At 71.4% G+C, this 23,404-nt stretch carries 20 protein-coding genes; 13 read left to right on the forward strand and 7 right to left on the reverse strand.

Translation table 11 applies throughout. The annotated features are described in order from the left end of the window. Positions 1 to 112: 112 nt before the first annotated feature. Positions 113 to 1,156 carry a LacI family DNA-binding transcriptional regulator gene (locus tag ACFSVL_RS16045; RefSeq protein WP_378304858.1) on the reverse strand — a complete coding sequence of 348 codons (1,044 nt, stop codon included), beginning with the start codon at positions 1,154 to 1,156 and terminating at the stop codon, positions 113 to 115. Positions 1,157 to 1,311: 155 nt separating this feature from the next. On the opposite strand from ACFSVL_RS16045, the gene ACFSVL_RS16050 reads away from it, so the two are divergent. The 8 genes from ACFSVL_RS16050 to ACFSVL_RS16085 all read left to right on the forward strand — a co-directional run bounded on the left by ACFSVL_RS16050 (position 1,312) and on the right by ACFSVL_RS16085 (position 15,103). Then, positions 1,312 to 3,324, forward strand: coding sequence for a cytochrome c oxidase assembly protein (locus tag ACFSVL_RS16050; RefSeq protein ID WP_378304860.1), 2,013 nt, complete (start codon positions 1,312 to 1,314; stop codon positions 3,322 to 3,324). Between the two features lie 103 nt (positions 3,325 to 3,427). Further along, positions 3,428 to 5,104 carry an energy-dependent translational throttle protein EttA gene (gene ettA, locus ACFSVL_RS16055; RefSeq protein WP_378304862.1) on the forward strand — a complete coding sequence of 559 codons (1,677 nt, stop codon included), beginning with the start codon at positions 3,428 to 3,430 and terminating at the stop codon, positions 5,102 to 5,104. Between the two features lie 18 nt (positions 5,105 to 5,122). Continuing rightward, the gene (locus ACFSVL_RS16060) at positions 5,123 to 7,582 is read left to right on the forward strand and encodes a hypothetical protein (RefSeq protein WP_378304863.1); all 2,460 of its coding nucleotides are present in this window, start codon (positions 5,123 to 5,125) and stop codon (positions 7,580 to 7,582) included. Between the two features lie 564 nt (positions 7,583 to 8,146). Beyond that, on the forward strand, positions 8,147 to 13,129 hold the full coding sequence (locus ACFSVL_RS16065; RefSeq protein WP_378304865.1) for an NAD-glutamate dehydrogenase: 4,983 nt from the start codon (positions 8,147 to 8,149) through the stop codon (positions 13,127 to 13,129). Continuing rightward, a complete protein-coding gene (locus ACFSVL_RS16070; RefSeq protein WP_378304867.1) occupies positions 13,126 to 13,548 on the forward strand; it encodes an acyl-CoA thioesterase in 423 nt (140 codons plus the stop codon). The genes ACFSVL_RS16065 and ACFSVL_RS16070 overlap by 4 nt, the downstream gene beginning before the upstream one ends. After that, entirely contained in the window at positions 13,541 to 14,176 is a 636-nt protein-coding gene (locus ACFSVL_RS16075) for a hypothetical protein (protein ID WP_378304869.1), read from the forward strand. The genes ACFSVL_RS16070 and ACFSVL_RS16075 overlap by 8 nt, the downstream gene beginning before the upstream one ends. A 45-nt stretch (positions 14,177 to 14,221) precedes the next feature. Next, positions 14,222 to 14,488, forward strand: coding sequence for a hypothetical protein (locus ACFSVL_RS16080; RefSeq protein ID WP_378304870.1), 267 nt, complete (start codon positions 14,222 to 14,224; stop codon positions 14,486 to 14,488). Positions 14,489 to 14,656: 168 nt separating this feature from the next. Beyond that, entirely contained in the window at positions 14,657 to 15,103 is a 447-nt protein-coding gene (locus ACFSVL_RS16085; protein WP_378304872.1) for a DUF6292 family protein, read from the forward strand. Positions 15,104 to 15,106: 3 nt separating this feature from the next. Here ACFSVL_RS16085 and ACFSVL_RS16090 read toward each other — a convergent pair whose 3' ends face one another. Together ACFSVL_RS16090 and ACFSVL_RS16095 are read right to left on the reverse strand one after the other, a co-directional pair. Further along, the gene (locus ACFSVL_RS16090; protein WP_378304874.1) at positions 15,107 to 16,003 is read right to left on the reverse strand and encodes an acyl-CoA desaturase; all 897 of its coding nucleotides are present in this window, start codon (positions 16,001 to 16,003) and stop codon (positions 15,107 to 15,109) included. Positions 16,004 to 16,393: 390 nt separating this feature from the next. Next, positions 16,394 to 16,597 carry a cold-shock protein gene (locus tag ACFSVL_RS16095; RefSeq protein ID WP_378305381.1) on the reverse strand — a complete coding sequence of 68 codons (204 nt, stop codon included), beginning with the start codon at positions 16,595 to 16,597 and terminating at the stop codon, positions 16,394 to 16,396. 387 nt (positions 16,598 to 16,984) lie between these two features. On the opposite strand from ACFSVL_RS16095, the gene ACFSVL_RS16100 reads away from it, so the two are divergent. Further along, positions 16,985 to 17,173, forward strand: coding sequence for a hypothetical protein (locus ACFSVL_RS16100; protein WP_378304876.1), 189 nt, complete (start codon positions 16,985 to 16,987; stop codon positions 17,171 to 17,173). A 510-nt stretch (positions 17,174 to 17,683) separates the two neighbouring features. Here the strand turns inward: ACFSVL_RS16100 and ACFSVL_RS16105 are convergent. Genes ACFSVL_RS16105 through ACFSVL_RS16115 form a run of 3 tightly spaced genes read right to left on the reverse strand, consistent with a single transcriptional unit; the run spans position 17,684 to position 20,692 of the window. Then, positions 17,684 to 19,273, reverse strand: coding sequence for a glycoside hydrolase family 13 protein (locus ACFSVL_RS16105; RefSeq protein WP_378304878.1), 1,590 nt, complete (start codon positions 19,271 to 19,273; stop codon positions 17,684 to 17,686). Then, the gene (locus tag ACFSVL_RS16110) at positions 19,273 to 19,662 is read right to left on the reverse strand and encodes a globin (protein ID WP_369806064.1); all 390 of its coding nucleotides are present in this window, start codon (positions 19,660 to 19,662) and stop codon (positions 19,273 to 19,275) included. Before ACFSVL_RS16110 ends, ACFSVL_RS16105 begins: the two co-directional genes overlap by 1 nt. A 28-nt stretch (positions 19,663 to 19,690) precedes the next feature. Beyond that, a complete protein-coding gene (locus tag ACFSVL_RS16115; protein ID WP_378304880.1) occupies positions 19,691 to 20,692 on the reverse strand; it encodes a mechanosensitive ion channel family protein in 1,002 nt (333 codons plus the stop codon). Positions 20,693 to 21,127: 435 nt separating this feature from the next. On the opposite strand from ACFSVL_RS16115, the gene ACFSVL_RS16120 reads away from it, so the two are divergent. Then, positions 21,128 to 21,556: an HNH endonuclease gene (locus ACFSVL_RS16120; protein ID WP_449224379.1), complete on the forward strand. Its 429-nt coding sequence runs from the start codon at positions 21,128 to 21,130 to the stop codon at positions 21,554 to 21,556. An 84-nt stretch (positions 21,557 to 21,640) separates the two neighbouring features. Here the strand turns inward: ACFSVL_RS16120 and ACFSVL_RS16125 are convergent, their stop codons facing one another. Continuing rightward, on the reverse strand, positions 21,641 to 21,832 hold the full coding sequence (locus ACFSVL_RS16125) for a hypothetical protein (protein ID WP_378304882.1): 192 nt from the start codon (positions 21,830 to 21,832) through the stop codon (positions 21,641 to 21,643). Positions 21,833 to 21,932: 100 nt separating this feature from the next. Here ACFSVL_RS16125 and ACFSVL_RS16130 point away from each other — a divergent pair, with 100 nt between their 5' ends. The 3 genes from ACFSVL_RS16130 to ACFSVL_RS16140 all read left to right on the forward strand — a co-directional run bounded on the left by ACFSVL_RS16130 (position 21,933) and on the right by ACFSVL_RS16140 (position 23,094). After that, positions 21,933 to 22,061, forward strand: coding sequence for a hypothetical protein (locus ACFSVL_RS16130; protein ID WP_378304884.1), 129 nt, complete (start codon positions 21,933 to 21,935; stop codon positions 22,059 to 22,061). Positions 22,062 to 22,370: 309 nt separating this feature from the next. Then, the gene (gene ctaJ, locus ACFSVL_RS16135) at positions 22,371 to 22,625 is read left to right on the forward strand and encodes an aa3-type cytochrome oxidase subunit CtaJ (protein WP_037814055.1); all 255 of its coding nucleotides are present in this window, start codon (positions 22,371 to 22,373) and stop codon (positions 22,623 to 22,625) included. Next, complete coding sequence (locus ACFSVL_RS16140; RefSeq protein WP_378304886.1) at positions 22,612 to 23,094, forward strand: DUF5130 family protein; 483 nt, start codon at positions 22,612 to 22,614, stop codon at positions 23,092 to 23,094. Before ctaJ ends, ACFSVL_RS16140 begins: the two co-directional genes overlap by 14 nt. Positions 23,095 to 23,404: the final 310 nt, after the last annotated feature.

Below are 23,404 nucleotides of genomic sequence, written 5' to 3' on the forward strand. Positions count from 1 at the left end.
CACGATGGCGGGTTCCGCGGGATTTGTCTGCACGCATTCCTACGTCTGTGGACAAGTAGATTCCCGTCACCCGGACGAGACCTAGTTGTCCACAGATCGGCGAGCGGTCTTGCTAAATCGCCGTCGTGCTTTCGCGGACGGCCAGCGACACCGGAAGCTGGACCGGGGGAGGAACGTCGGAGGAATCGGCGAGCAGCGCCATCACCAGTTCGCCCGCGACGCGGCCCTTGCCCGCCAGGTCCTGGCGCACCGTGGTGAGCGGTGGTTCAGACCACGCGGCCTGCGGGGTGTCGTCGAAGCCGACGATCGAAACGTCGGCGGGCACGCGCAAACCGAGCCGGTGGGCGGCGGCGATCGCGGCGAAAGCCAGCTGGTCGGACATGCAGAGCAGGGCAGTCGGGCGCGCCGAAGCGGTGAGCAGGCCGGTGGCGGCGGCGCGGGCGGTCGAGGCGGAGAGCCAGGGGGCTTCGGCGACGGAGACGTCGGTGATCCCGGCGGCGTCCAGGGTGTCCAGGTAACCGGCCAGGCGTTCCCGGGTGCCGTGGAAAGCGCTGGTGCGCCCGGAAACCCGTGGTGCGGCCAGAATTCCGAAACGTCGATGTCCTCGCTCGACTAAATGGCGGGCGGCCAACGCGGCCCCGCCGCGGTCGTCGCAGCCGACGCGGGCCGTGTCCGGCAGCGGGGGCTGGTCGATGACCACCAGCGGCAAACCCCGTGCCCGTACGGCTTCCAGCGCGGGAGTGCCGTCGGCGAGCGAGTACGCGACGGCGATATCCGCTTGTGCGGCCAGGACTCGCGACGCCGGCGGGCCCTCCTGGGCTTCGCGGCCGGGCAGCAGCAACAGGGCGTTCCCGGTGGGTTCCACGGTTTTCGCGAGCGCGTCCAGGGTGATCGACAGCGCGGGGTCGGAGAAGGCCGCCGACAGCGACGAATCGAGCAGGAAGGCGATCGCGCCGGTGCGGCTCGTCGCGAGGCTGCGGGCGGTCGGGTTCGGGCCGGGGTAACCGAGTTCACCCGCCACGCGCAGAATCTGCTCCCGCAGCTGCGCCGACAGCTGGTCAGGGCGGTTGTAGGCGTTGGACACAGTGGCGCGCGACACCCCGACCGCTTCCGCGACGTCGTCCAGCGTCGGGCGGCGGCGACGGCTGCTGGTCATCGGCGGAGCATAGAGTAAAGCGTTACGGTGCACCGGATTCCGTCCGGCAACCTGGCTCGACCAGCGCAAATGCCGCAAGCGCGCGATCCGGCGCGAAACCCGGCGAGGGGCCCACCCCCGTGCCGTGGCGCGCGCGACCGGCCTAGTCTCGTACCGTGACCTCGGAACCTGTGACGAAACCGAACCGCGGACGCAAGACAAGCGTGCTCCCGCTGCTTTCGGTCGGAGTCGTGCTCGGCGCGGTCGTCGCGGTCGGGCTCGTCGCGCTCACCGGCGGCGCGGGCTACGTGATCGCCGGCCTGCCGGATCCGGGGCTCGTCACCCGCTACGGCGTCACCGTGGTCCGGGTGCTCGCCGAAGCGTCGTCGGTCGTGTGCGTCGGCGCGTTGCTGCTGGCCGCTTTCCTCGTTCCGCCACAGAAATCCGGCACGCTCGCGCCCGAGGGGTACGCCGCGGTCCGCACCGCGGGAATCGCCGCGTGGGTGTGGTTCGCGGCCTCGATCCTGTCGGTCGCCTTCACCGCCGCGGACAGCGCCGGGAAACCGTTCGGCGACGTCCTCGACCCGGACACCCTGCTGAGCCTCATCGGCGCGATCGAACAGCCCAAGGCGTGGCTGTGGACGGCGCTGATCGCGATCCTGCTCGCCCTCGGCTGCCGCCTGGTGCTGAGCTGGGGCTGGACGGCGGTGCTGTTCTTCCTGTCCGTCGCCGGCCTCGTGCCGGTCGCGGTCACCGGGCACTCGGCCAGCGGCGGCTCGCACGACCTGGCCACCAACAGCCTGCTGTTCCACCTCGTCGCGGCCGCGCTGTGGGTCGGCGGCCTGCTGGCGGTGCTCGCGCTCGGCTGGCGGCGCGGCAAGAACCTCAGCCTCGCCGCGCAGCGGTTCTCCAAGCTCGCGCTGGTCTGCTGGGTCGTGATGGCGGTTTCCGGCATCGTCAACGCGCTCGTCCGGATCAACCTCGGCGACCTCTTCACCACCGACTACGGCCTGCTCGTCGTCGCCAAGATCGTCGCGCTGCTGCTCCTCGGCGTCTTCGGCCAGCAGCAGCGCAGCCGCGGCGTGGCGAACCTCGTCGACGGCAAGGGCGGCAGCCAGCTGCTCCGGCTCGCCGCCGTCGAAGTGCTGATCATGTTCGTCACCATCGGCATCGCGTCCGGCCTCGCCCGCACGCCACCGCCGCCGGACGCGGTCACCCAGCCGGGCACCGTCGAACTCCTCATCGGCTACGACCTCCAGGGCCCGCCGACGTTCTGGCGGCTGCTCACCGACTGGCGGTTCGACCTCCTCTACGGCACCCTCGCGATCGTTCTCGCCGGGCTTTACCTCGGCGGCGTGCGGCGGCTGCGCAAGCGCGGCGACGCGTGGCCGGTCGGCCGGACGGTCGCGTGGCTCGCCGGCTGCGCGGTCATCCTGCTGGCCACGTCGTCGGGCATCGGCCGGTACGCGCCGGCGATGTTCAGCGTGCACATGGGCACGCACATGCTGATGTCGATGGTCGCGCCGGTGCTGCTGGTGCTCGGCGGCCCGGTGACGCTCGCCCTGCGCGCGCTGCCCCCGGCCGGCCGCGACGCCCCGCCGGGACCGCGCGAATGGCTGCTGGCCGCCGTGCACTCGCCGGTGTCGCGGTTCCTGACGAACCCGATCGTCGCGCTGCTGCTGTTCGTCGGGTCGTTCTACGGCCTGTACTTCTCCGGCCTCTTCGACAACGCGCTCAACTACCACTGGGCGCACCTGGCGATGAACGCGCACTTCCTGCTCGTCGGCTACGTCTTCTACTGGCCGGTGATCGGCGTCGACCCGGCGCCTCGGCGGCTGCCGCCGGTCGGCAAGCTCGGGATGATGTTCGGGGCCATGCCGTTCCACGCGTTCTTCGGCGTGATCCTGATGAACATGCAGACCGTGATCGGCCGCGAGTTCTACACGTCGCTGAAGCTGCCGTGGGTCGGCGACCTGCTCACCGACCAGCGCCTCGGCGGCGGCATCGCGTGGGCGTCCGGCGAGGTGCCGGTGCTGCTCGTGCTGATCGCGCTGCTGGTGCAGTGGGCGCGCCAGGACGAGCGCGAGGCGAAACGGCGCGACCGGCGCGAGGAGAACACCGGCGGCGAGGAACTGGCCGCCTACAACGCGATGCTGAAGAACCTCGCCGACGGCAAACGGGCCGAATGACCGCGCGGAAAATGATATCGCCGGAGTAAGGACGACTTGACCCTCGGTAGCGCGGTGGTGACCGCCGTCAGGCCGCCGGAGGAGCCACTCTACGATCGACGGCATGGCCGAGTTCATCTACACCATGAAGAAGGTGCGCAAGACCGTCGGGGACAAGGTGATCCTCGACGACGTGAGCACCGCGTTCTACCCCGGAGCCAAGATCGGCGTCGTGGGCCCGAACGGCGCCGGCAAGTCGACCGTGCTCAAGATCATGGCGGGGATCGAGCAGGCCAGCAACGGCGAGGCTTTCCTCCAGCCGGGCGCCTCGGTCGGCATCCTCATGCAGGAGCCGGAGCTGAACGAGGAGAAGACGGTCCGGCAGAACGTCGAGGAGGGCCTCGGCGAGACCAAGCAGAAGCTCGACCGCTACAACGAGATCGCCGAGCTGATGGCGACCGACTACAGCGACGCGCTGATGGAGGAGATGGGGCAGCTCCAGGAGGAGCTGGACCACGCCGACGCCTGGGAACTCGACGCGACCGTCGAGCAGGCCATGGACGCGCTGCGCTGCCCGCCCGCCGACGAGCCGGTCACCCACCTCTCCGGCGGCGAGCGCCGCCGCGTCGCGCTGTGCAAGCTGCTGCTGTCCGCGCCCGACCTGCTGCTGCTCGACGAGCCCACCAACCACCTGGACGCCGAAAGCGTGCTGTGGCTGGAGCAGTTCCTGGCCACCTACAAGGGCGCCGTCCTCGCGGTCACCCACGACCGGTACTTCCTGGACAACGTCGCCCAGTGGATCATGGAACTCGACCGCGGCCGCGTCGTCGGCTACGAGGGCAACTACTCCACCTACCTGGAGAAGAAGCGCGAGCGGCTCGAGGTGCAGGGCAAGAAGGATGCCAAGCTGGCCAAGCGGCTCAAGAGCGAGCTGGAATGGGTGCGGTCCAACGCCAAGGCGCGCCAGACCAAGTCCCGTTCGCGGCTCGACCGCTACGAGGAGATGGCCGCGGAGGCGGACAAGCACCGCAAGCTGGACTTCGAGGAGATCCAGATCCCGCCGGGCCCGCGGCTGGGCAGCGTCGTGGTCGAGGTCGAGAAGCTGCGCAAGGGCTTCGACGACCGGGTGCTCATCGACGGGCTCTCGTTCGACCTGCCGCGCAACGGCATCGTCGGCGTGATCGGCCCGAACGGCGTCGGCAAGACGACGCTGTTCAAGACCATCGTCGGGCTCGAGGAGCCGGACGGCGGCTCGGTCAAGATCGGCGAGACGGTCAAACTGTCCTATGTGGACCAGAGCCGCGGCGGGATCGACCCGAAGAAGACCGTGTGGGAGGTCGTGTCGGACAAGCTCGACTACATCCACGTCGGGCAGACCGAAATGCCCTCGCGCGCCTACGTGAGCGCGTTCGGCTTCAAGGGCCCGGACCAGCAGAAGCCGGCCGGCGTGCTGTCCGGCGGCGAGCGCAACCGGCTCAACCTCGCCCTCACGCTCAAAGAGGGCGGGAACCTGATCCTGCTGGACGAGCCGACGAACGACCTGGACGTCGAGACGCTGGGCTCGCTGGAGAACGCGCTCGAGCAGTTCCCCGGCTGCGCCGTCGTGATCTCCCACGACCGGTGGTTCCTCGACCGGGTCGCCACGCACATCCTCGCGTGGGAAGGCACCGACGAAGACCCCGCGAAGTGGTTCTGGTTCGAGGGCAACTTCGAGGGCTACGAGAAGAACAAGGTCGAGCGCCTCGGCGCCGAAGCGGCTCGTCCGCACCGGGTCACCCACCGCAAGTTGAAGCGCGACTGACCGGCGCGGGGGTCCCGAGTGGAAACCAGCAGGCACAACCGGCCCAGCCCGTCCGCGACCGCGGGCGGGCGGTCCGCCGTTGCCGGTGGCGGGACCCTCGCCGACCTCGGCAGGCTGATCGACCGGGCGGAATCGCTGCGCTTCCGGGCGCCTGAGCTGTCCCTGGTCCTCGGCGAACGCTCGGCCGCGCTCGCGGAGACGGCGGGCGCGGACGGGCACTGGATCCGGGCGGAAGCGCTCGTGGTGTCCGCGCGCGTGCGGATCGGCAAGAGGACGTCCACGGTCGGCCGCGCGGTCGCGGCTCTGCGCGCGGCCGAGCACGCCGGGTACTCCACCACGGCGGCGCGGCTGCGCGTCGACCTCGCGGTGTGCGCGCGCAGCCTCGGCGTTCCGCTGATGGGGCTGGCCGCGCTGCGGCCGGTGCTGTCCGAGGACGTGCCGCCGTCGCTGCGCGCGGAAGCGCTGTGCCATCTCGTCGGGTGCCTCGCCCAGTTCGGCCGGAAGGCGGAGCTGGACCGGGTGCTCGTCGAGGCGGACCGGCTGCTGGTGGCCGACGATTCCCTCGACGCGGACGACCGGCTGCTCATGCGCGCGTTGCTGCGCAACGGAACCGCCGCCCACCGCCGTCGGCACGGCGACCTCACCGCGGCCGCGGACGCCGCGCGCACCGGGCTCGGCTTCCTGGAGAAGATGGACCGTCCCGGCGACGACGGCGGTCTCGTCCGCATCCGGCTCGTGCTGCAGCTGGTGAGCACGCTGCTCGACCGCGGCGACGCGGACATGGCTTACGACATCGCCGAACCTGTGCTGCGGGAACCGGTGCGGGCCGCCGGGGTCGCACCGGCGGCGTGGCTGCGGCTGGCCGTCGCGACGCGGATCCACCTGCCCGCCGGGGCCGGCGACGCCGCCGCCGAGCTGGTGGGGGAGGCCGTCGCGGCCGCCGACCGGCACGGGCTCGCGGCGGTCACCGCGCGGTTGTGGCTGGAGCTTTCGCAGATCGAGGAACGGTTCGGCAGCGCGGAAGAGGCCATCGGCTGCCTGCACCGGGCGCGGGCCGCCGAACACGTGCACGCGCGGGCCCGGCGCCAGGCGTGCGGGCTGATCGCGGGCGAGCTCGGCGCCGAGTCAGTGGCGTCGATGGACCTCGACGACGTCCTCGCCGCGTCCGCCCCGCGCGACGGGCGTCCGGTGTCGATGGAGGTCGAACCGCGCGTCGCGGCCGAGGAGACCTCGGTGATGCCGGCGATCCGGGACGTGGATCCGGTCGCGGCTCCGCTGCCGGTCGTTCCGGCGCGGGTCGAGGTGGCCGCTCAGCCGGTTTCGGCCTCGGCCTGGATCGCGGAGGCGGAGAAGAAGCCGGCGTGGTCGTTCCGGCGGGCCGCGGCGGAGACCGAGGCCGAGCAGACCTCGGTGTTCCCGGCGATCAAGGAACCGGCCGAGGAGGCTCCGCGGACCGGTGGACGGCGGCGGGCCGAGGATCGCAAAGCGCCGGTGCTGCCGGGGTGGGCCCGGCCGTTCGGGCGCAAGAACGCCGAACCGCCCGCGCCGCGCAAACGAGCGGCGGCCGCCGAACCGGAGCCGAGCGCGCCAGTCCGCCGCGAGGCCACCGTGCCGGCGGCCGAGAGCACTCCTGAACCGCGAGCCGCCGAGGTGCCGGCCCGCCGGGTCGAGGTGCCGCAGCGGCCCGTACAGCCCGCGGAAGAGCGCTGGCCGGACGCGGTGAAAGCGGCGGCCGAGGACGTACCGGCCCGCCCGTTGCGCGCGGCCGAGGAGACGCCGGAGCGGAAAGAAGAACCCCCGGCCCCGGTCGAGGAGAAGCCGAAGGAAGAGCCGAGGTTCTCGCTGCGGATGCCGGACCTCTCGGACATCCTGCCGGAGCTGCCGCTCGCCCCGCCGCCCGCGGACGAACCGGCCGCGCCGCTGTGGGAAAGCGCCGAGTGGGCGCGGGAGGAAGCGGCCCGCCGCGAATCGCGCGGGCGCAAGACCCGGCACGACGCCGAACACGGCTCGGTCGCCGCGAAGTCGGTGCTGGACCGGCTGGGCATCACCGCGAGCGGCGGGGGCGGCGGACGTCGCCGCGCCGACGAGCCCGGGCGTCCGGAAGCCGCGGCGGAACCGGAGCCCGAGCCCCAGGACAAACCGGAGCTGGCCCCCGCGCCGCGGCCGGAGGAAGCCGGAGCGGCCGAGGAGCCGTGGCTGCCCCGGCTGCGGATGCCGCCCGCGCTGGACCCGCTGTCCGACATCGACGCCTGGACCCCCTCGGACCAGCCGTTCCCGGAGGGCTACGCGCGAGCCATCGCGGAGGACGAACCGCCGCCGGACGCCGGTCTCGCGGAACTGCTCGCCCGCGCGCTCGCCGAACACCAGGCGGGCACCGCGAGCGCGGCGGCGCTGGTGAAACGCCTCGGCCCGAACGACGAGCCGAAGCCGATCAACGGACGGGCGACCGCGGACCGCCACCGCAACAACGGCGACTGACGGAAACCGTTGTGCCGCAGGAAAAGTGCTCGTGAGTGGCAATCCCGGTTAGAACCGGGACAACCACGCACGACCCTCGACCCGGCCGAAGGATGCCGCAGCCGCGTGGCCCCCGCCCTGCCCGGGGGCGCGCGGCCCCGCCGATCTGCGCGCACCCCGCGATTGCCCCATCCTGGAAGCAATTGCTCCTCCCGGACCGCCCCGCTCCCTCCGCCGCGACGGAAGAATTAGCCCGTCCGGGTGGGAATTCTCGCAGGGGTCCGACGCAACCTTTTCCGTTCCCGCCGCGGGCGATACGGAAGCTGAACCGATCCCGAAGCCGTCGCGGAGCAGCCAAACGGCGCGCCCCGGCCTCGTGCCAAGCCTTTTGCCGAAAGCCGCCGCGGCCGAACTCGCCGGTAGCTGAACCGATCCCGCGCGGCGGGCCCGCCGGCGACCCCTGAATCGAACCTTAAGTCTTTCCCCGCCGCGGACCGGGCCGCATCGAGGCGGATTAGGGTGAAGGAAGTCCGGCACGTTGTGGTGACGGATGCATCTCGGTCTCGCACACTGGAGAGTTGCTCAATGAGCTCGACGGGAGTCTCGTCCCCGCCCGATGTCGGCACCGAAGCCGGCGCCACCCGCCGCACGGCCAGCCCGGAACAGATCCGGGACGAGCTGATCGACACCGCCGCGGCGCAGGCGCCGGAGATCGCGGACCTGATCCGCTTGTACTACCGGCACATCCCGGCCGACGAAATCGTCGGCGACGATCCGGCCGCGCTCGTCGGCGCGGTGCGTTCGCACCTGCAGCTGGCGAAGCACCGCGTGCCCGGGCGCCCGGCGGTCCGCCTGCTGAACCCGACGACCGCCGAGGACGGCTGGACGCGCGACGCGACCGTCGTGCAGGTGGTCACCGACGACATGCCCTACCTCGTGGACAGCGTCACCGCGGAGTTCGCCCGCGACGGAGTGCAGGTGCAGCGCATCGTGCACCCGATCGTCGTGGTGAGCCGCGGCCTGACCGGCGAGCTGGAGGGCCTGCACCTGGACGCCGATCCGGCCGATCCGCCCGCCGGGGCGTCCGCGGAGTCGTGGATGCTGGTGGAGATCGACCTCGTCACCGATCCGCAGCGGGCGCGCGAGCTGGACAACCGGCTCACGTCGGTGCTCGGCGACGTGCGCGAGGTGGTCGAGGACGCCGAGAAGATGGCGCAGACCGCCTGCTCGCTCGCGGAATCGCTGGAGCAGCACCCGCCGAAGCTGCCCGGCAACGGCGACGAGATCACCGAGGGCGCGCGGCTGCTGCGCTGGCTCGCCGACGGCCACTTCACCTTCCTCGGCTACCGCCGGTACGAGCTGGTCGAGAGCCCGCAGCCGGACAGCGACGAGCCCGCCCTGCGCGCGGTTCTCGCGTCCGGGCTCGGCGTGCTGCGCCAGGACAGCCTTGCCGCGCGCAGCCTCACCGCGGGCCCGGACAGCTCGGTCGACGCGCTCGCGCCGTCGCTGCTCGTGCTCACCCAGGCCAGCGCGCCGAGCACGGTGCACCGCCCGGTTTATCCGTACTACGTCGGCGTGAAGACGTTCGACGAGCACGGCAAGGTCACCGGCGAGCACCGGTTCCTCGGCATGTTCACCACCACCGCGCTGCACGAGAACGTGCTCGACATCCCGGTGGTCGGCCAGCGCGTGCGCGAGGTGATCCACCGCGCCGGGTTCCCGATGGAGTCGTTCTCCGGCCAGCGGATGCTGGAGGTGCTGCAGAACTGGCCGCGCGCGGACCTGTTCTCCGCGGACACCGGTTCGCTGTACTCCACCACCACCGGCGCGATCACGCTGTCGGACCGGCGGCGGCTGCGGCTGTTCCTGCGCCGCGACCCGTACGGGCGCTTCTACTCCTGCCTGGTCTACCTGCCGCGGGACCGCTACACCACGCGGTCGCGGCTGGCGATGCAGGAAGTGCTGCTCGAAGAACTCGAAGGCACGCAACTGGAATACAGCGCGCGCGTCGGCGAAACGCTGCTGGCGCAGGTGCACTTCATGGTGCACACCGACCCGTCGAACGTGGTCGAGCCGGACACGCTGCGGATCCAGGAACGGCTCAACACCGTCGTGCGCAGCTGGGACGACCGGCTGGTCGAGGCGATCATCGCGGAACGCCGCGAGCGCGTCGGCGACGGCGGCCCGATCGGGATGATGGGCGAGGAGTCCGTGGTCGACCGGGGCCAGCGCTTCGGCGCGGTGTTCCCCGAGGCGTACAAGGAAGATTTCACCGCCGAGGAGGCGCTGGCCGACCTCGGCAAGCTCGACATCCTCGAAAAGGAGGGCGACCTCGCGCTGTCGTTCTACCTGCCGGTGGACGCCGAACCGGGCGAGCGGCGGTTCAAGCTCTACCTGCGCGGCGAGGGCGTCACCCTGTCCAAGGTGCTGCCGGTGCTGCAGGCGATGGGCGTCGAGGTGGTCGACGAGCGGCCGTACGAGCTGTTCCGCGAGGACGGCGGGGCCAGCTGGATCTACGACTTCGGCCTGCGCGTGGACAAGAAGGGCCTGGAGGAAGCCGACGAAGCGGCCGCGGTCGCGGTGCGCGAGCGGTTCCAGGACGCGTTCCACGCGGCGTGGCAGGGCGAGGCGGAGGTCGACGGCCTCAACGCGCTCGTGCTGCGCGCCGGGCTCACCTGGCGCCAGGCCGCGGTGCTGCGGGCGTACTCGCGCTACCTGCAGCAGGCGCGCAGCCCGTTCTCCCAGGCCTACATCCAGAACACGGTCGTCAAGCACACCGAGGTCGCGACGAAACTGTTGCGGCTCTTCGAAACCCGCTGCGATCCGCAACTGTCCGATGTGGACCGGAAGACGCACGCGGAATCGCTGACCGCCGAGATCTCCTCGATGGTCGACGAGGTCACCAGCCTCGACGAGGACCGGATCCTGCGCCGCCTGCTCGCGGTCATCAACGCGACGCTGCGCACGAACTACCACGTGCGCGACGCCGGCGGGAACCCGCGGCCGTACCTGGCGCTGAAGCTCGACCCGAGCGGCGTGCCGGATCTGCCGGAGCCGCGGCCGAAGTACGAGATCTTTGTGTACTCGCCGCGCGTCGAGGGCGTGCACCTGCGGTTCGGCGAGGTCGCGCGCGGCGGGCTGCGCTGGTCGGACCGGCAGGAGGACTTCCGCACCGAGATCCTGGGCCTGGTCAAGGCGCAGGCGGTGAAGAACGCGGTGATCGTGCCGGTCGGCGCGAAGGGCGGCTTCGTGGTGAAGCGCCCGCCGTCGCCCACCGGGGACGCCGGGGTCGACCGCGAAGCCCAGCTCGCCGAGGGCATCGCCTGCTACCGGATGCTCATCTCCGGCCTGCTGGACCTCACCGACAACCGCGTCGAGGGCGAGACCGTGCCCGCGCCGAACGTGGTGCGCCACGACGCCGACGACAGCTACCTGGTCGTCGCGGCGGACAAGGGCACCGCGAAGTTCTCCGACATCGCGAACGAAGTCTCCGCGAAGTACGGCTTCTGGCTCGGCGACGCGTTCGCGTCCGGCGGTTCGGTCGGCTACGACCACAAGGCCATGGGCATCACCGCCAAGGGCGCGTGGGAGAGCGTGAAGCGGCACTTCCGCGAGCTGGGCAAGGACACCCAGACCGAGGACTTCACCGTCGTCGGCATCGGCGACATGATGGGCGACGTCTTCGGCAACGGGATGCTGCTGTCCGAGCACATCCGGCTGGTCGCGGCGTTCAACCACATGCACGTCTTCCTCGACCCGGACCCGGACGCCGCGTCGTCCTTCGCGGAGCGGCGGCGGCTGTTCGACCTGCCGCGCAGCTCGTGGGACGACTACGACCGTTCGCTGATCAGCGAGGGCGGCGGGATCTACCCGCGTTCGGCCAAGACCATCCCGATCACCCCGCAGGTGCGCGAGGCGCTCGGCCTCGACGAGGGCGTCACCAAGCTCGCGCCGATGGACCTGATCCAGGCGATCCTGCTGGCCCCGGTCGAACTGCTGTGGAACGGCGGCATCGGCACCTACGTCAAGGCCGAGAGCGAAAGCCAGGCCGCGGCGGGCGACAAGGCCAACGACGCGATCCGCGTCAACGGCAACCAGCTGCGGGTGAAGGTCGTCGGCGAGGGCGGCAACCTGGGCCTGACCCAGCTCGGCCGGATCGAATTCGCCCGTTCCGGCGGCAAGATCAACACCGACGCGCTCGACAACTCGGCCGGCGTCGACTGCTCCGACCACGAGGTCAACATCAAGATCCTGCTCGACCACCTGGTGGCGGGCGGCGAACTGGAGCACACGCGCCGCAACGAGCTGCTCGGCGAGATGACCGACGAGGTCGGCTCGCTCGTGCTGGCCGACAACTACCGGCAGAACGCGGTGCTCGGCGTCAGCCGGGCGCACGCCGGGCCGATGGTGTCGGTGCACGCGCGGCAGGTGTCCGCGCTGGTCGCGAAGGGCGCGTTCGACCGCAAGCTGGAGGCGCTGCCGACCCCGTCGCAGTTCCGCGCGCTGGAAAAGGCGGACGAAGGCCTCACCTCGCCGGAGCTGGCGACGCTGCTCGCGCACGTGAAGCTCGACCTCAAGGACGAGCTGCTCGCCTCCGACCTGCCCGAGTCCGAGGTGTTCACCCGCAGGCTGCCGGAGTACTTCCCGGCCCCGCTGCGCGAGCCGTTCGCCCAGGCGATCACGCAGCACCCGCTGCGCCGCCAGATCATCACCACGCTGATCACCAACGAGCTGGTCGACGGCGGCGGCATCTCGTTCGTCTACCGCCTGATGGAGGAGATGAACGCGACCGCCACCGACGCGGTGCGCGCGTACGCGGTGGTCACGCACGTCTACGACCTGCCGAAGCTGTGGGCCGAGATCGACGCGCTGGACAACGTCGTGCCGACCGAGGTCGCGGACGGGATGGTGCTGGAGACGCGGCGGCTGCTCGACCGGGCCGCGCGCTGGTTCCTCACCAACCGCCCGCAGCCGCTCGCGCCGCTGGCCGAGATCAACCGGTTCGGCCCGGTGCTCGCGGAACTCGGCCCGAAGCTCGGCGAACTGCTGCGCGGGCGCGAGCTGGAATCGGTGGAGCAGGACGCGGCCGCGCTGGTCGACCAGGGCGTCCCGGCCGATCTCGCCCGCCGGGTGGCGCTGCTGCTGCACAGCTACGGCCTGCTCGACGTGGTCGAGGTGGCGGAGCTGGCCGAGCAGCAGGTCGGGCTCGACGCGACGCACACCCCGGCGGACACCGCCGAGCTGTACTACGCGCTGTCGGACCACCTGGACATCGACAAGATGCTCACCGAGATCAGCGCGCTGGAACGCGGCAACCGCTGGCACGCCCTCGCCCGGCTCTCGCTGCGCGACGACGTGTACGGTTCCCTGCGCGCGATCGCGCTCGACGCACTGCGGCACAGCGATCAGGACCTGTCCGTCGACGAGCAGATCGAGCAATGGGAGAAGGCCAACGCGTCGCGGCTTTCGCGGGCGCGCGTGGCGCTGGACGAGATCACCCGTTCCGGGCGGCTCGACCTCGCGACGCTGTCCGTGGCCGCGCGCCAGATCCGGAGCACGGTGCGGTGACATATGTTTCCCACGTCCAGCCGCGATGGTCGGACATGGACGTGTTCGGGCACGTCAACCACGCGAACGTGGTGACGCTGCTCGAAGAGGCCCGGGTGCCCGTGCTGTTCGGCGAAGCCGAGCGTGCGGGGCTCTCCGAGCTGCCCAAGGGCGTCGTGGTCGTGAAGCTCGGCGTGCACTACCGCGCGCCGATCGTCGCGGCGCCCGGCCGCTCGGTGCGCGTGGAGATCACGCTCACCGAGCTGAAAGCCTCGACGGCGACGCTCGGGTACGTCGTGCGGACCGGCCCGGACGCGGCCGATCCAGTCGCGGTCACCGCGGAGACCGTGCTGGCCCCGTACGACACGGTCAAGCTCCGGCCGCGCCGGCTCACCGACGAGGAATCGGAATTCCTCAAGCGGGTGCTCGCCGATGCCTGAGCTGCGGATTCCCGATCCGGCCGACCGGGAGACGCTGAGCGCGTTCGTCGCCCGCGCGGTGCGGCTGGACGGCACCACCGCCGTCCGGCTGCGCCGCCGGGGCGACGACGTCGTCGAAGCGTGGACGGCCACGCCGTTCGAGGTCCTCGCGACCCGCGCGGTGGCCGGGACGGTGACGCCGGCGGACATCACGGTGTCCGGCAACGAACTGCTCGCGGCGCTGGCTGTCGCGGGCGGCGAGGTGATGGACCCGGGCCCGGCGCGCGATCTGCTGTGGCACGCCGAGCTGCCGGTGTCGGATCGCTGGCAGCGGGTGGACGAGCTGCCGGTCGACGTGGTGTCGGACCTCGCCGACCGCGGCGTCGCGCTGGCCCGCGACAACGCCGGGCCGCACGGCACGCCGCCCGCTTCGCTGATGGACCAGGCGGTGCTGACCGTGAGCGGGGGAGACCTCGAGGTCAAGGTCCAGATGCGCTGCCTGTTCGCGCTGTCCGGGATGGGCTTGTTCGACTCGTCCATCGACGGCGACGTGATCCGGGTGACCGCCACCGATTCCTGGCTGCGCCTCGACGCCCGCTACGGCGCGGTGCTGAAGCGGCGCCAAGCGTTGCTGCCGCTGCTGTTCTGAGCGATTCTGCTGGCGGGAGCCGTCCGGCGGTGTCATCGTGAGGGGATGAGCGAACCGGACGGCGACCCGACCGCGGACTTCCTCGCCGAGGTCCGGGCCGAGGAGACGCCGTGGCGCACCGACCGGCCCGCGGACGCGGTGGAGGATCCCGCGCCGGAAGCCGGACCCGCACCTGGGCGCGCCCGGTCGGTGGTGCGGGCGGTGGGCGAGGCCGCGCCGTACGTGCAGGCGGGATTGTTCGCCGCGTGGGTGGCGACGTCGATCGCCGATTCCGCCGACGGGAGCGGTCAGGCGGGGGATTTCGGCGGCTAGACGGGTTGAACCCGGCTCCGGGGTTGTCCCAGCAGGTACAGTCGAAGACCGGTCCAGCTGCCGGATGCCCGATCCGGTGCGACCCCGATCATCGCGACCGCTCGTTTCCGCGCGCCCCGGCGACCCGGCTCGTTCCCGCGCGAAGAGCGGCGGCGGAAAAGGAGACCCATGCTCCTGTCCGGCCCGGAACGCCCGATGTCCCTTCCCGCCGCCGACGATCCGCAGGTCCTGCGGCGGGCGCTGGCCGAGTACGTGCGCGAGGTCGCCGCCGCGGTCGGGGTTTCGGTGGAATGCACGTCGTGCGAGGTCGCCGACACGGTCACCGCGTACGTCGCGCTGAGCGGGCGCTCGCCCCGTTTTCCCGGCCGGGATCTGATGCTGGTGTGGAGCACGCGGCAGGGCTGGACGGTCGCCGTGGAGACGACGCCGGTGGAGGCCCCGCAGGTGGTGGCCCATCTGGGCGGGGACGTGACGCCCGCGCCGGAACGCGTACGCGGCTTCGTCGCGGAGGTGCTGAACTCGGCCGAAGCAGCTGGGACACCGGGGCCGGTGCTGGCCGTGTCGAGTCACGGCGACCTGCGGACCCGGCTCGAGGAGCGGGTCCGCAGGGCCTGAACCTCAGGCGGCCTTGAGCTTGCGGGCCAGCCGCTCGGGGCGGGGCCAGCGCACGTGCGAGGCCCAGCGGAATTTCTCGAACAGCCAGATCAGCCGCGCGGAGATGTCGAGCTGGCCTCGCCCGACGCCGTGCCGGGCCCCGGTCGGGTCGGCGTGGTGCGAGTTGTGCCAGGACTCGCCGAAGGACGCGATGGCCAGCGGCCAGAAGTTCGCCGAACGGTCGCGCGCCTCGAACGGGCGCTCGCCGATCAGGTGGCACAGCGAGTTGACCGACCAGGTCACATGGTGCAGCGCCGCGACCCGGACCAGCCCGGCCCAGAAGAACCCGGTCAGCGCGCCCCACCAGCTCATCGTGGCCAGCCCGCCGATCAGCGCGGGCAGCAGCAGCGTCGCGACGGTCAGCACCGGGAAGAGCCGGTCGACTTTCCGCAGGTCGGCGTCGTCGAGCAGGTCCGGGGCGAAGCGGCGCGGGTTGGTCCGGTCGCGGCCGAACAGCCAGCCCATGTGCGCGTGCCAGAAGCCCTTCGCGAGCGCGGCGGGCGTCGAGCCGAAGCGCCACGGCGAATGCGGGTCGCCGTCGCGGTCGGAGTACGCGTGGTGGCGGCGGTGGTCGGCGACCCAGTCGATCACCGGTCCCTGCATGGCCATGCTGCCCGCGACGGCGAGCGCGATCCGCAGGCCGCGGCGGGCGCGGAACGCGCCGTGCGTGAAGTACCGGTGGAAGCCGACGGTGATGCCGAGGCCGCTGACGCAGTAGAACCCGGCGGCGAGTCCGACGTCGAGCCAGCTGAGGCCCCAGCCCCAGGCCAGCGGCACCGCGACGGCGACCGCGAGGAGGGGGACGACGGCGAAGAGCTTCACCAGGAAGGCCTCGGTGCCGGTCTTGTGGCCGGCGAGCATGGGCTGCGGCGATTTCGGGGGACGCTGGACAGTGCTCTGGGTGTCGATGCGTAACGCTCCTACTCGAGCTGGTCCGGCCGCCGCGCTCTGCGGGGGCCGAGGCCGGTGCCGCGACGCCGCCCGGGCGGAAGGGGAGCCGCCGCGGGGGATGCGCCGTGCGTGCGAACTGACCAGGCAGGGGAGGGCCGCAGAGCCAGTCGCGGCCTGCTCTGGTCAACGGGTGGTCTCGCGTCCTGGTTCCCGGATCGCGGAAGACCTTGCGCGGCCGGGAAAACTCACCGGCGCGCACGGGGTGCCGAGCGGAATCGGCGGCCGGGAGCGGAAAAACCCGCCCCGGCGCGGTCCCCTGGTGCGGAAAGCCTTCCGCACCAGGGGAAACACCAGCGGAACTCAGATGGCGCGGACGCCGGTGGCCTGCGGGCCCTTCTGGCCCTGGCCGACCTCGAACTCCACCCGGGCGTTCTCCTCAAGGCTGCGGAAGCCGTTGCCCTGGATCTCCGAGTAGTGCACGAACACGTCGCCGCTGCCGTCGTCCGGGCTGATGAACCCGAAACCCTTTTCGGCGTTGAACCACTTCACGGTGCCTTGCGTCATAAAAACGATCTCCATCGGACTCACAACAGATGCCACCTCGGCATCCGGGCCGGCAACCGACGGTGTGCCTTCCGAAAAGAGAAACACCACGCCCGCTACATCTTGCGAGCGTGGCTGCGGGACGTACCCACCGCACGAACACAAAACACGACCACGGCCAGTAAAGCACGCCGGGCGCGGTCCCACCAGGGCCGCAACCCGGAAGGTCCACTGTGGACGCCGCGGCGCGCGGGCCGGACGGGGGCTCGCGGGCAGGTCGGGGCGGGGAGTAGCGTCTCCGGCGTCGAGAAGTCCCATTCGTGCGCCGGCGTTCGAGCCGGCGTCCTCCCCGGCCGGCCCGGTCGCCCGGAGCCGCCGGTGGGCCCTCCCACCTCGACGAGGAGCGACATGCGCTCGGAACGACGTCCGCTGTCCGCCGAAAACAGTGAATTCGCCCGTGCCCGGGTCTCCGCCGAGGCGGACCTGCGCACTCAGCAGGAACACGCCGCCCGCACCGTCGCCGGGCATGCCCACGACGCCGACGACCTGCGGGGATTGCTCGACATGCTCGGACTGGAGGCGGCCTCTCGCGCCTGACCGGCTGCCTCGGGTCTTGCCGTCTGTGAGGGGCACCCTGACGGACTCTGCTTCCGGTGCCGGGGACTTGCGCTAGGTCAGTGAAATGCCCGATTAATGCCAGAATGACCGTTTCTTCAGGTCTGTGAGGGACTCCCTGAGGGAATCAGATTCCCTCAGGGAGTCCCTCACGGCCGACCCACCCTGCTCCCGCCGTCCGCGTCGGCCCCGGCGCAACCCAACGGCCCGCCAGTGGCTTCGGTCTGGGCGGACACGCCTCGGCTGCCGCCATAACGCCGCCTTAAGCCCCTGGCATCGGACTCTGATTCCCGCAACGGGCCCTGCACGGACCGACGCCAGGGACTCAAGGCGGCGCTGCGAGTGCCGTTGAGGCTCGTCGGCCCACGCAGAAGGAGGCCAGGGCCGGTGCCGCTCTTGGCGGGTCGGGCGCGGGCCTCGCCGTCCGTGAGGGGAACCCTGACGGACTCTGATTCCCCCAGGGTGCCCCTCACGGACTTCTGAGGGCCGGGCTCACCCGAGCCAGACAGCCGAATCCGGAGCGAGCCTGCCGTCGACCAGCGGACTGCTGGTGAGCAGCACCTCGCCCGGCGGCAGGGCGATCGAGCTGGCCGAGGTGTTCAGCGCGCAGACCAGCCCGCCCCGACCGCGGCGGAACGCGAAGCAGCCAGCGGGCGCCCCGTACCACTCCAGCTGGTCGCCGCCGCGGAACGCCGGATGGTGTTTCCGCAGCTCCACCGCGCGCCGGTACAGCGATAGCGTCGAGTCCGGGTCTTCGAGCTGCCGCTCCACGGTGAGCTGCGCCCAGTCCGCGGGCATCGGCAGCCAGGTCTGCGCAGTGCGCGAAAAACCGTACGGCGGAAGCGTGCCCTCCCACGGCAGCGGCACGCGTTCGCCGTCGCGGCTGTACTCCGGGCCCTGCGTGCGGGCGCGCGGGTCCGTCATGGCCTCCAGCGGCAGGTCGGCGTTCGGCAGCCCCAGCTCTTCGCCCTGGTACAGGTAGACCGCGCCGGGCAGGGCCAGCTCCACCAGCGCCATCGCGCGCGCCCGGCGGACCCCGGCCGCGCCGCCGCCGTAGCGGCTCGCCGCGCGCCAGACGTCGTGGTTGGACAGCGTCCAGGCCGCCGGAGCGCCCGCCGCGCGCGGCACGGCCAGCGAGCGCTCGATCGACGTGCGCATGGCGTCCGCGTCGAAATGCGTGAGCACCAGGCGGAAGTTGAAGGCGAGATGCAGCTCGTCCGGCCGCAGGTAGCGCGCCAGCCGCTCCTCGTCCTGCACCCAGATCTCGCCGACGGCCATCGCGTCCGGGTACTCGTCGAGGACCTTGCGGATCAGCTGGTGCACCTCGTGCACGCCGTCGTCGTCGAAGCGCGGATCGCCGGCCGCGCCGCCGCCGTGCGCGGGCGTGTCCGGGTCCATGTCGGGCAGCCCGGCGGGCTTGGCCATGCCGTGCGCGACGTCGATCCGGAACCCGTCCACGCCCCGGTCGAGCCAGAACCGCAGGGTGCGTTCGAGATCGGCGCGGACGTCCGGATTGGCCCAGTTCAGGTCCGGCTGCTGCGGGGCGAACAGGTGCAGGTACCACTGCCCGTCCGGCACCCGCGTCCACGCCGGGCCGCCGAACACGCTGACCCAGTTGTTGGGCGGTTCGGCCCCGCCGGGACCGCGGCCGTCGCGGAAGTGGTAGCGCTCCCGCTCCGGGCTGCCCGGCCCGGCGGCCAGCGCGGACTTGAACCACGCGTGCTGGTTGCTCGTGTGGTTCGGCACCACGTCCACGGTGACCCGGATGCCGCGCCGGTGTGCTTCGGTGAGCAGCACGTCGAAGTCGCCCAGCGTGCCGAACATCGGGTCGACGCCGCGCGGATCGGCCACGTCGTAGCCGTGGTCGGCCATCGGCGAGGGGTAGAACGGCGTCAGCCACAGCGCGTCGACGCCCAGCAGCTCCAGGTAGCCGAGCTTGCTGCGGATGCCCTCGAGGTCGCCGATGCCGTCCTCGCCCGAATCGGCGAACGACCGCACGTAGATCTCGTAGAACACCGCGTCGGACCACCACGACGGCCGCGGCGGGCGGCTCGGCCGCCTTCCCGCGACCTTGCGTCTCATCAGACGAAGCTGTTCATCATGCTGTGCGCGGCCATTTCCAGGTACGCCCACAGCTGGCTGAGGTATGGCTCCGGCAGGTTCTCCTCGTCGATCGCGATCCGGATGCAGCGCAGCCAGGCGTCGCGTTCGATCGGGCCGATCTTGAACGGCGCGTGCCGCATCCGCAGCCGGGGGTGGCCGCGCTGGTCGGAGTAGGTGTGCGGGCCGCCCCAGTACTGGATGAGGAACAGCCGGAACCGCTCCTCCGCCGGGCCGAGGTCCTCCTCCGGATAGAGCGGGCGCAGCACCTCGTCGCGGGCCACTTCCTCGTAGAACCGCTTGATGATCCGGCGGAAGGTCGGTTCGCCGCCCACCGCCTCGTACAGGTTCGCCGGTTCCGGCTCGCTCACAGTCGACACACCTCCATCTTGCCCTGCTTCAGCTTCGCGGCGCGCCCGACTGCTTGTCCTGCATCGACGACAGCAGCCGGCCGAGCGGCGGTTCGAAGCCGGCCTCTTCCAGCGCGCCGAGCAATTGCCCGCGCAGCTTCCGCTGCACCGCCCACTGCTTGCCCGGTCGCACCTTGACGGTCAGCCGCAACACGATTCCCTCGGGCGTGACCTGTTCGACGCCGAGCATCTCCGGCGGCTCCAGCACGTTCACCGAAAGCGCGTCCGATTCGACCGCCTTCGTGGCCGCGCCGCTGAGCACCTCGGTCGCCTTGTCGACGTCCGCGGAGTAGCTCAGCGGGACGTCCACCACCGCGTACGCGAAGCCCTGGCTGGAGTTGCCGACGCGCAGCACCTCGCCGTTGCGGACGTACCAGACGGTGCCCTTCAGGTCGCGCAGCGTGGTGATGCGCAGGCCGACCGCCTCGACGGTGCCGGTGGCCTCGCCGATGTCCACGACGTCGCCGACGCCGTACTGGTCCTCGATCATCATGAACATCCCGGAAAGGAAGTCCTTGACCAGGTTCTGCGCGCCGAACCCGAGCGCGACGCCGACGATCCCGGCCGACGCGATGATCGGGGCCAGGTCGATGCCCAGTTCGCCCAGCACGAGGATGAACGCGAGGCCGTAGATCAGGAACGTGGCCATCGACTTCAGCACCGAGCCGATCGTCTTGGCGCGCTGCCTGCGGCGTTCGGTCACCGCCGAGCCGAGCATGTCCGGCGCGCGTTCGCGCAGCGGTCTCAACAGCGTCGGGAGCTTGCCCTCGCTGCCCGAGGCCGGGAGCGTGGTGACGCGGTTGATCAGCCGCCGGGTGAGATACCGCACCACGAACGCGACGACCAGGATCAGGATGATCTTCAGCGGCTTCGTGACGAGCCAGCCCGCCGACGCGGCGAGCCACTCGTTGTGCGTGACCGAATAGACCTGGGCGCACCACGACCCGGTCTCGGAGATGCAGCGGGGCGGAGCGCTGAGCACGGCATTCACTGGCTGGAAAAGTCCTTTCTCGCTTCGGTGCCCCGGCGGCGCGCAGGCGGCCGCGGGGTGGCCGCCGGGTCGCGGGTATGTGACACGTCACAGAACACGCGTGCGCGGGGGCCCTGATGTGTGGTCGACTATGCCTGCACCGGTGGAGGTGGTCGAGTGCCAGACCGACAACCCGTCCCCCTCGGCGGCGCCGGCCAAGCCATGGCCGAGCTGTCGCCGGAGGCGATCCTGCGTGCCCGCCCGGGAGGGTCCGCATCCGGCGGCTCCGTCCCGTCCGGGCCGGGGACCCGTCCAGGGGGAGCGTCCCGTCCGCCCGGACAGCGTAGAGCCCGCGATCCGGTCGCCCCGGCCTGGGGGCGGCGCCGGGTTCTCCTGCTCAACGCCACTTTCGAGCCGCTGACCGCGGTGCCCTTGCGGCGCGCGGTGGTGCTCGTCATGTGCGGCAAGGCGGAGGTCGTCCACGGCGATCCGGGCGGCGTGGAACTGCACGCCGCGACGGTGTCGCTGCCCGTCCCGTCGGTGATCCGGCTCAGCACGTACGTGCGGGTGCCGTACCGCGCGCAAGTGCCGCTCACGCGCGCCGGGCTGATGCACCGGGACCGGCACCGCTGCGCCTACTGCGGCGGGCGCGCCGAGACCATCGATCACGTCGTCCCGCGCAGCAAGGGCGGTCCGCACAGCTGGACCAACTGCGTCGCCTGCTGCGCGAAATGCAACCACCGCAAGGCCGACCGGCTCCTGTCGGAGATCGGCTGGCGGCTGCGCGTGGTGCCGCGGGCGCCGCACGGCCCGCACTGGCGGCTGCTGGCGCATTCCAAGGAGGCCGATCCGCTGTGGCGGCCGTATCTCGGGTCGGCGGCCTAGCCCCCGTTCCCGCGCACGTCGGCGCCCCGGCTGCCAGTACGGCGGCCGGGGCGAGCCGATGGACCTAGCTCGACGCTGGCTGGCTCAGGCGGCGAGGCCGTAGTCGGCCTGGCAGGTGACGCGCGTGCCCATCGTGACGCGGGTTCCGGCGGTGACCCGGGTGCCGCGTGTGACCCGCGTGCCCATCGTGACCCGCGTGCCGCAGGTGACGCGGGTGCCAGCCGTGACGCGAGTGCCCCGCGTGACGCGGGTTCCGCGGGTGACACGGGTGCTCATCGTGACACGAGTTCCGGCCGTGACGCGGGTCCCGCGGGTAACGCGGGTTCCCCTGGTGACTCGAGTTCCCATGGTGACCCGGGTACCCATTGTCACGCGAGTGCCCGCGGTGACCCGGGTGCCGCGGGTGACCCGAGTGCCGCGCGTAACCCTGGTGCCGGACGTGACCCGCGTTCCGGGCACGAATTCGGTTTCGCTGGGTGACGAAATGGTCTCGGTGATCGCCTGAGCGGGGGTCTGGACGCTCTGCATGAGGTGTCCTCCTGGGACCGGTGCGTAACGTGCTGAAGCGGGGGAGGCGGGCGCAAGGCCCGTACAGGTGAAAAAGCTACGAGGATTTCAAGGTTCCGACAAGATGGCATCGGCCGGTACCGCCGCCTGTACGGCGAGTTGCCATCTTTCGGCCCGTCGCCCTTCGCCCCAACGTTCCAGCGCGCGCGGGCCAAGCGGCGGACGGCGCCTCAGCGGCGACGAGCGGCAGCCTCCGGTCGCTGGTGTCGCGCGGTGGCTCGCGGAGGCATCCGATACGCTCACCGGCGTGAACGTTGTCGAGACGATCCTGGTCTACGCGGTCATCCCCGGGGCCATTTACTTCGTGGTCGGCGCCGCGACCTTGCGGAAGAAGTTCTCGGGGACGCCGCGGTACCGGCCGGGGCAGCCGTGGGAGTACCCCGCGATGTGGTGGACCGCCAACCCGGACGGCGTAGGAGCCGGCCACGGCCCGGCGGTTGACGTGAATGCGGCGCCCGCGGGCGCTTCGACGGCCGCAGGAGGCGCTCGTGGCAAGTGGTGAACTGACCCGGACCGCGGTCGCGGAGAAGGACCTGGCGTTCGGCGAGGTCATCACCAACAGCGGCCGCCTGTCCGCGGCGAAAATGTACGAGCCCGCCGCGCCGACGAGCCCCTTCACGGTGCAGCAGCTCGCCCGCCTGGACGAGGCCCTGACCTTCGCGACGCGCGAGACCGGCCTCGGCTTCAGCATCTACCTGGGCGACCTGGGCGAAGACACCCGCGCCGGCGCGGAAAAGCTGCACGCCGCCACCGACGACCCGTCGAACGCGGTGCTCCTGGGCGTCTCGCCCGCCCAGCGCGCGATCGAAATCGTCACCGGCGAACGCTCCCACGCCCGCCTGCCCGACCGGGGCGCGAACCTGGCCGTGGCGAGCATGGTGGCCTCCTTCAAGGAAGGCGACCTGACCGGCGGCCTGGTGAACGCCCTGCGCATGCTGAGCGACCAGGCAGGCCCCGCCCCGAAGCACTAGCCCCACTTATTTCCAAAGAGCCGGTTCCGCCCTTCGCGGACCGGCTCTTTCTACGTTCCGCCCCAGCTCAGATCCGTGAGGGCCACCTTCACAGCCCCTGATTCCCTCAGGGTTCCCCTCACAGACCTCGGTGACCGGGGCACCCCGTCCGTGATGGACCCCTTCACATACTTAGATTCCCTCAAGGAGTCCTTCACGGCCCGAACCGCCCGCCGAAACGCCCCCAATGTGGCGTTGGGTGCATGCGACGCACCCAATGTGGCGTTCGTTGCGTCAGACGCACCCAACGCCACATTGGGGCGCTAGCCCC

This window comes from Amycolatopsis silviterrae, assembly GCF_042684085.1.
GTDB classification, from domain to species: Bacteria; Actinomycetota; Actinomycetes; order Mycobacteriales; family Pseudonocardiaceae; genus Amycolatopsis; species Amycolatopsis silviterrae.

What these genes read in the sequence shown, in the direction of transcription:
- ACFSVL_RS16100 (WP_378304876.1), top strand. Translation starts at nt 16,985, where the DNA reads ATGCGCTCGGAACGACGTCCGCTGTCCGCCGAAAACAGTGAATTCGCC.
- ACFSVL_RS16080 (WP_378304870.1), top strand. Translation starts at nt 14,222, where the DNA reads ATGAGCGAACCGGACGGCGACCCGACCGCGGACTTCCTCGCCGAGGTC.
- ACFSVL_RS16105 (WP_378304878.1), bottom strand. Translation starts at nt 19,273, where the DNA reads ATGAGACGCAAGGTCGCGGGAAGGCGGCCGAGCCGCCCGCCGCGGCCG.
- ettA (WP_378304862.1), top strand. Translation starts at nt 3,428, where the DNA reads ATGGCCGAGTTCATCTACACCATGAAGAAGGTGCGCAAGACCGTCGGG.
- ACFSVL_RS16090 (WP_378304874.1), bottom strand. Translation starts at nt 16,003, where the DNA reads ATGCTCGCCGGCCACAAGACCGGCACCGAGGCCTTCCTGGTGAAGCTC.
- ACFSVL_RS16045 (WP_378304858.1), bottom strand. Translation starts at nt 1,156, where the DNA reads ATGACCAGCAGCCGTCGCCGCCGCCCGACGCTGGACGACGTCGCGGAA.
- ACFSVL_RS16125 (WP_378304882.1), bottom strand. Translation starts at nt 21,832, where the DNA reads ATGAGCACCCGTGTCACCCGCGGAACCCGCGTCACGCGGGGCACTCGC.
- ACFSVL_RS16085 (WP_378304872.1), top strand. Translation starts at nt 14,657, where the DNA reads ATGCTCCTGTCCGGCCCGGAACGCCCGATGTCCCTTCCCGCCGCCGAC.
- ACFSVL_RS16065 (WP_378304865.1), top strand. Translation starts at nt 8,147, where the DNA reads ATGAGCTCGACGGGAGTCTCGTCCCCGCCCGATGTCGGCACCGAAGCC.
- ACFSVL_RS16075 (WP_378304869.1), top strand. Translation starts at nt 13,541, where the DNA reads ATGCCTGAGCTGCGGATTCCCGATCCGGCCGACCGGGAGACGCTGAGC.
- ACFSVL_RS16095 (WP_378305381.1), bottom strand. Translation starts at nt 16,597, where the DNA reads ATGACGCAAGGCACCGTGAAGTGGTTCAACGCCGAAAAGGGTTTCGGG.
- ACFSVL_RS16120 (WP_449224379.1), top strand. Translation starts at nt 21,128, where the DNA reads ATGTGCGGCAAGGCGGAGGTCGTCCACGGCGATCCGGGCGGCGTGGAA.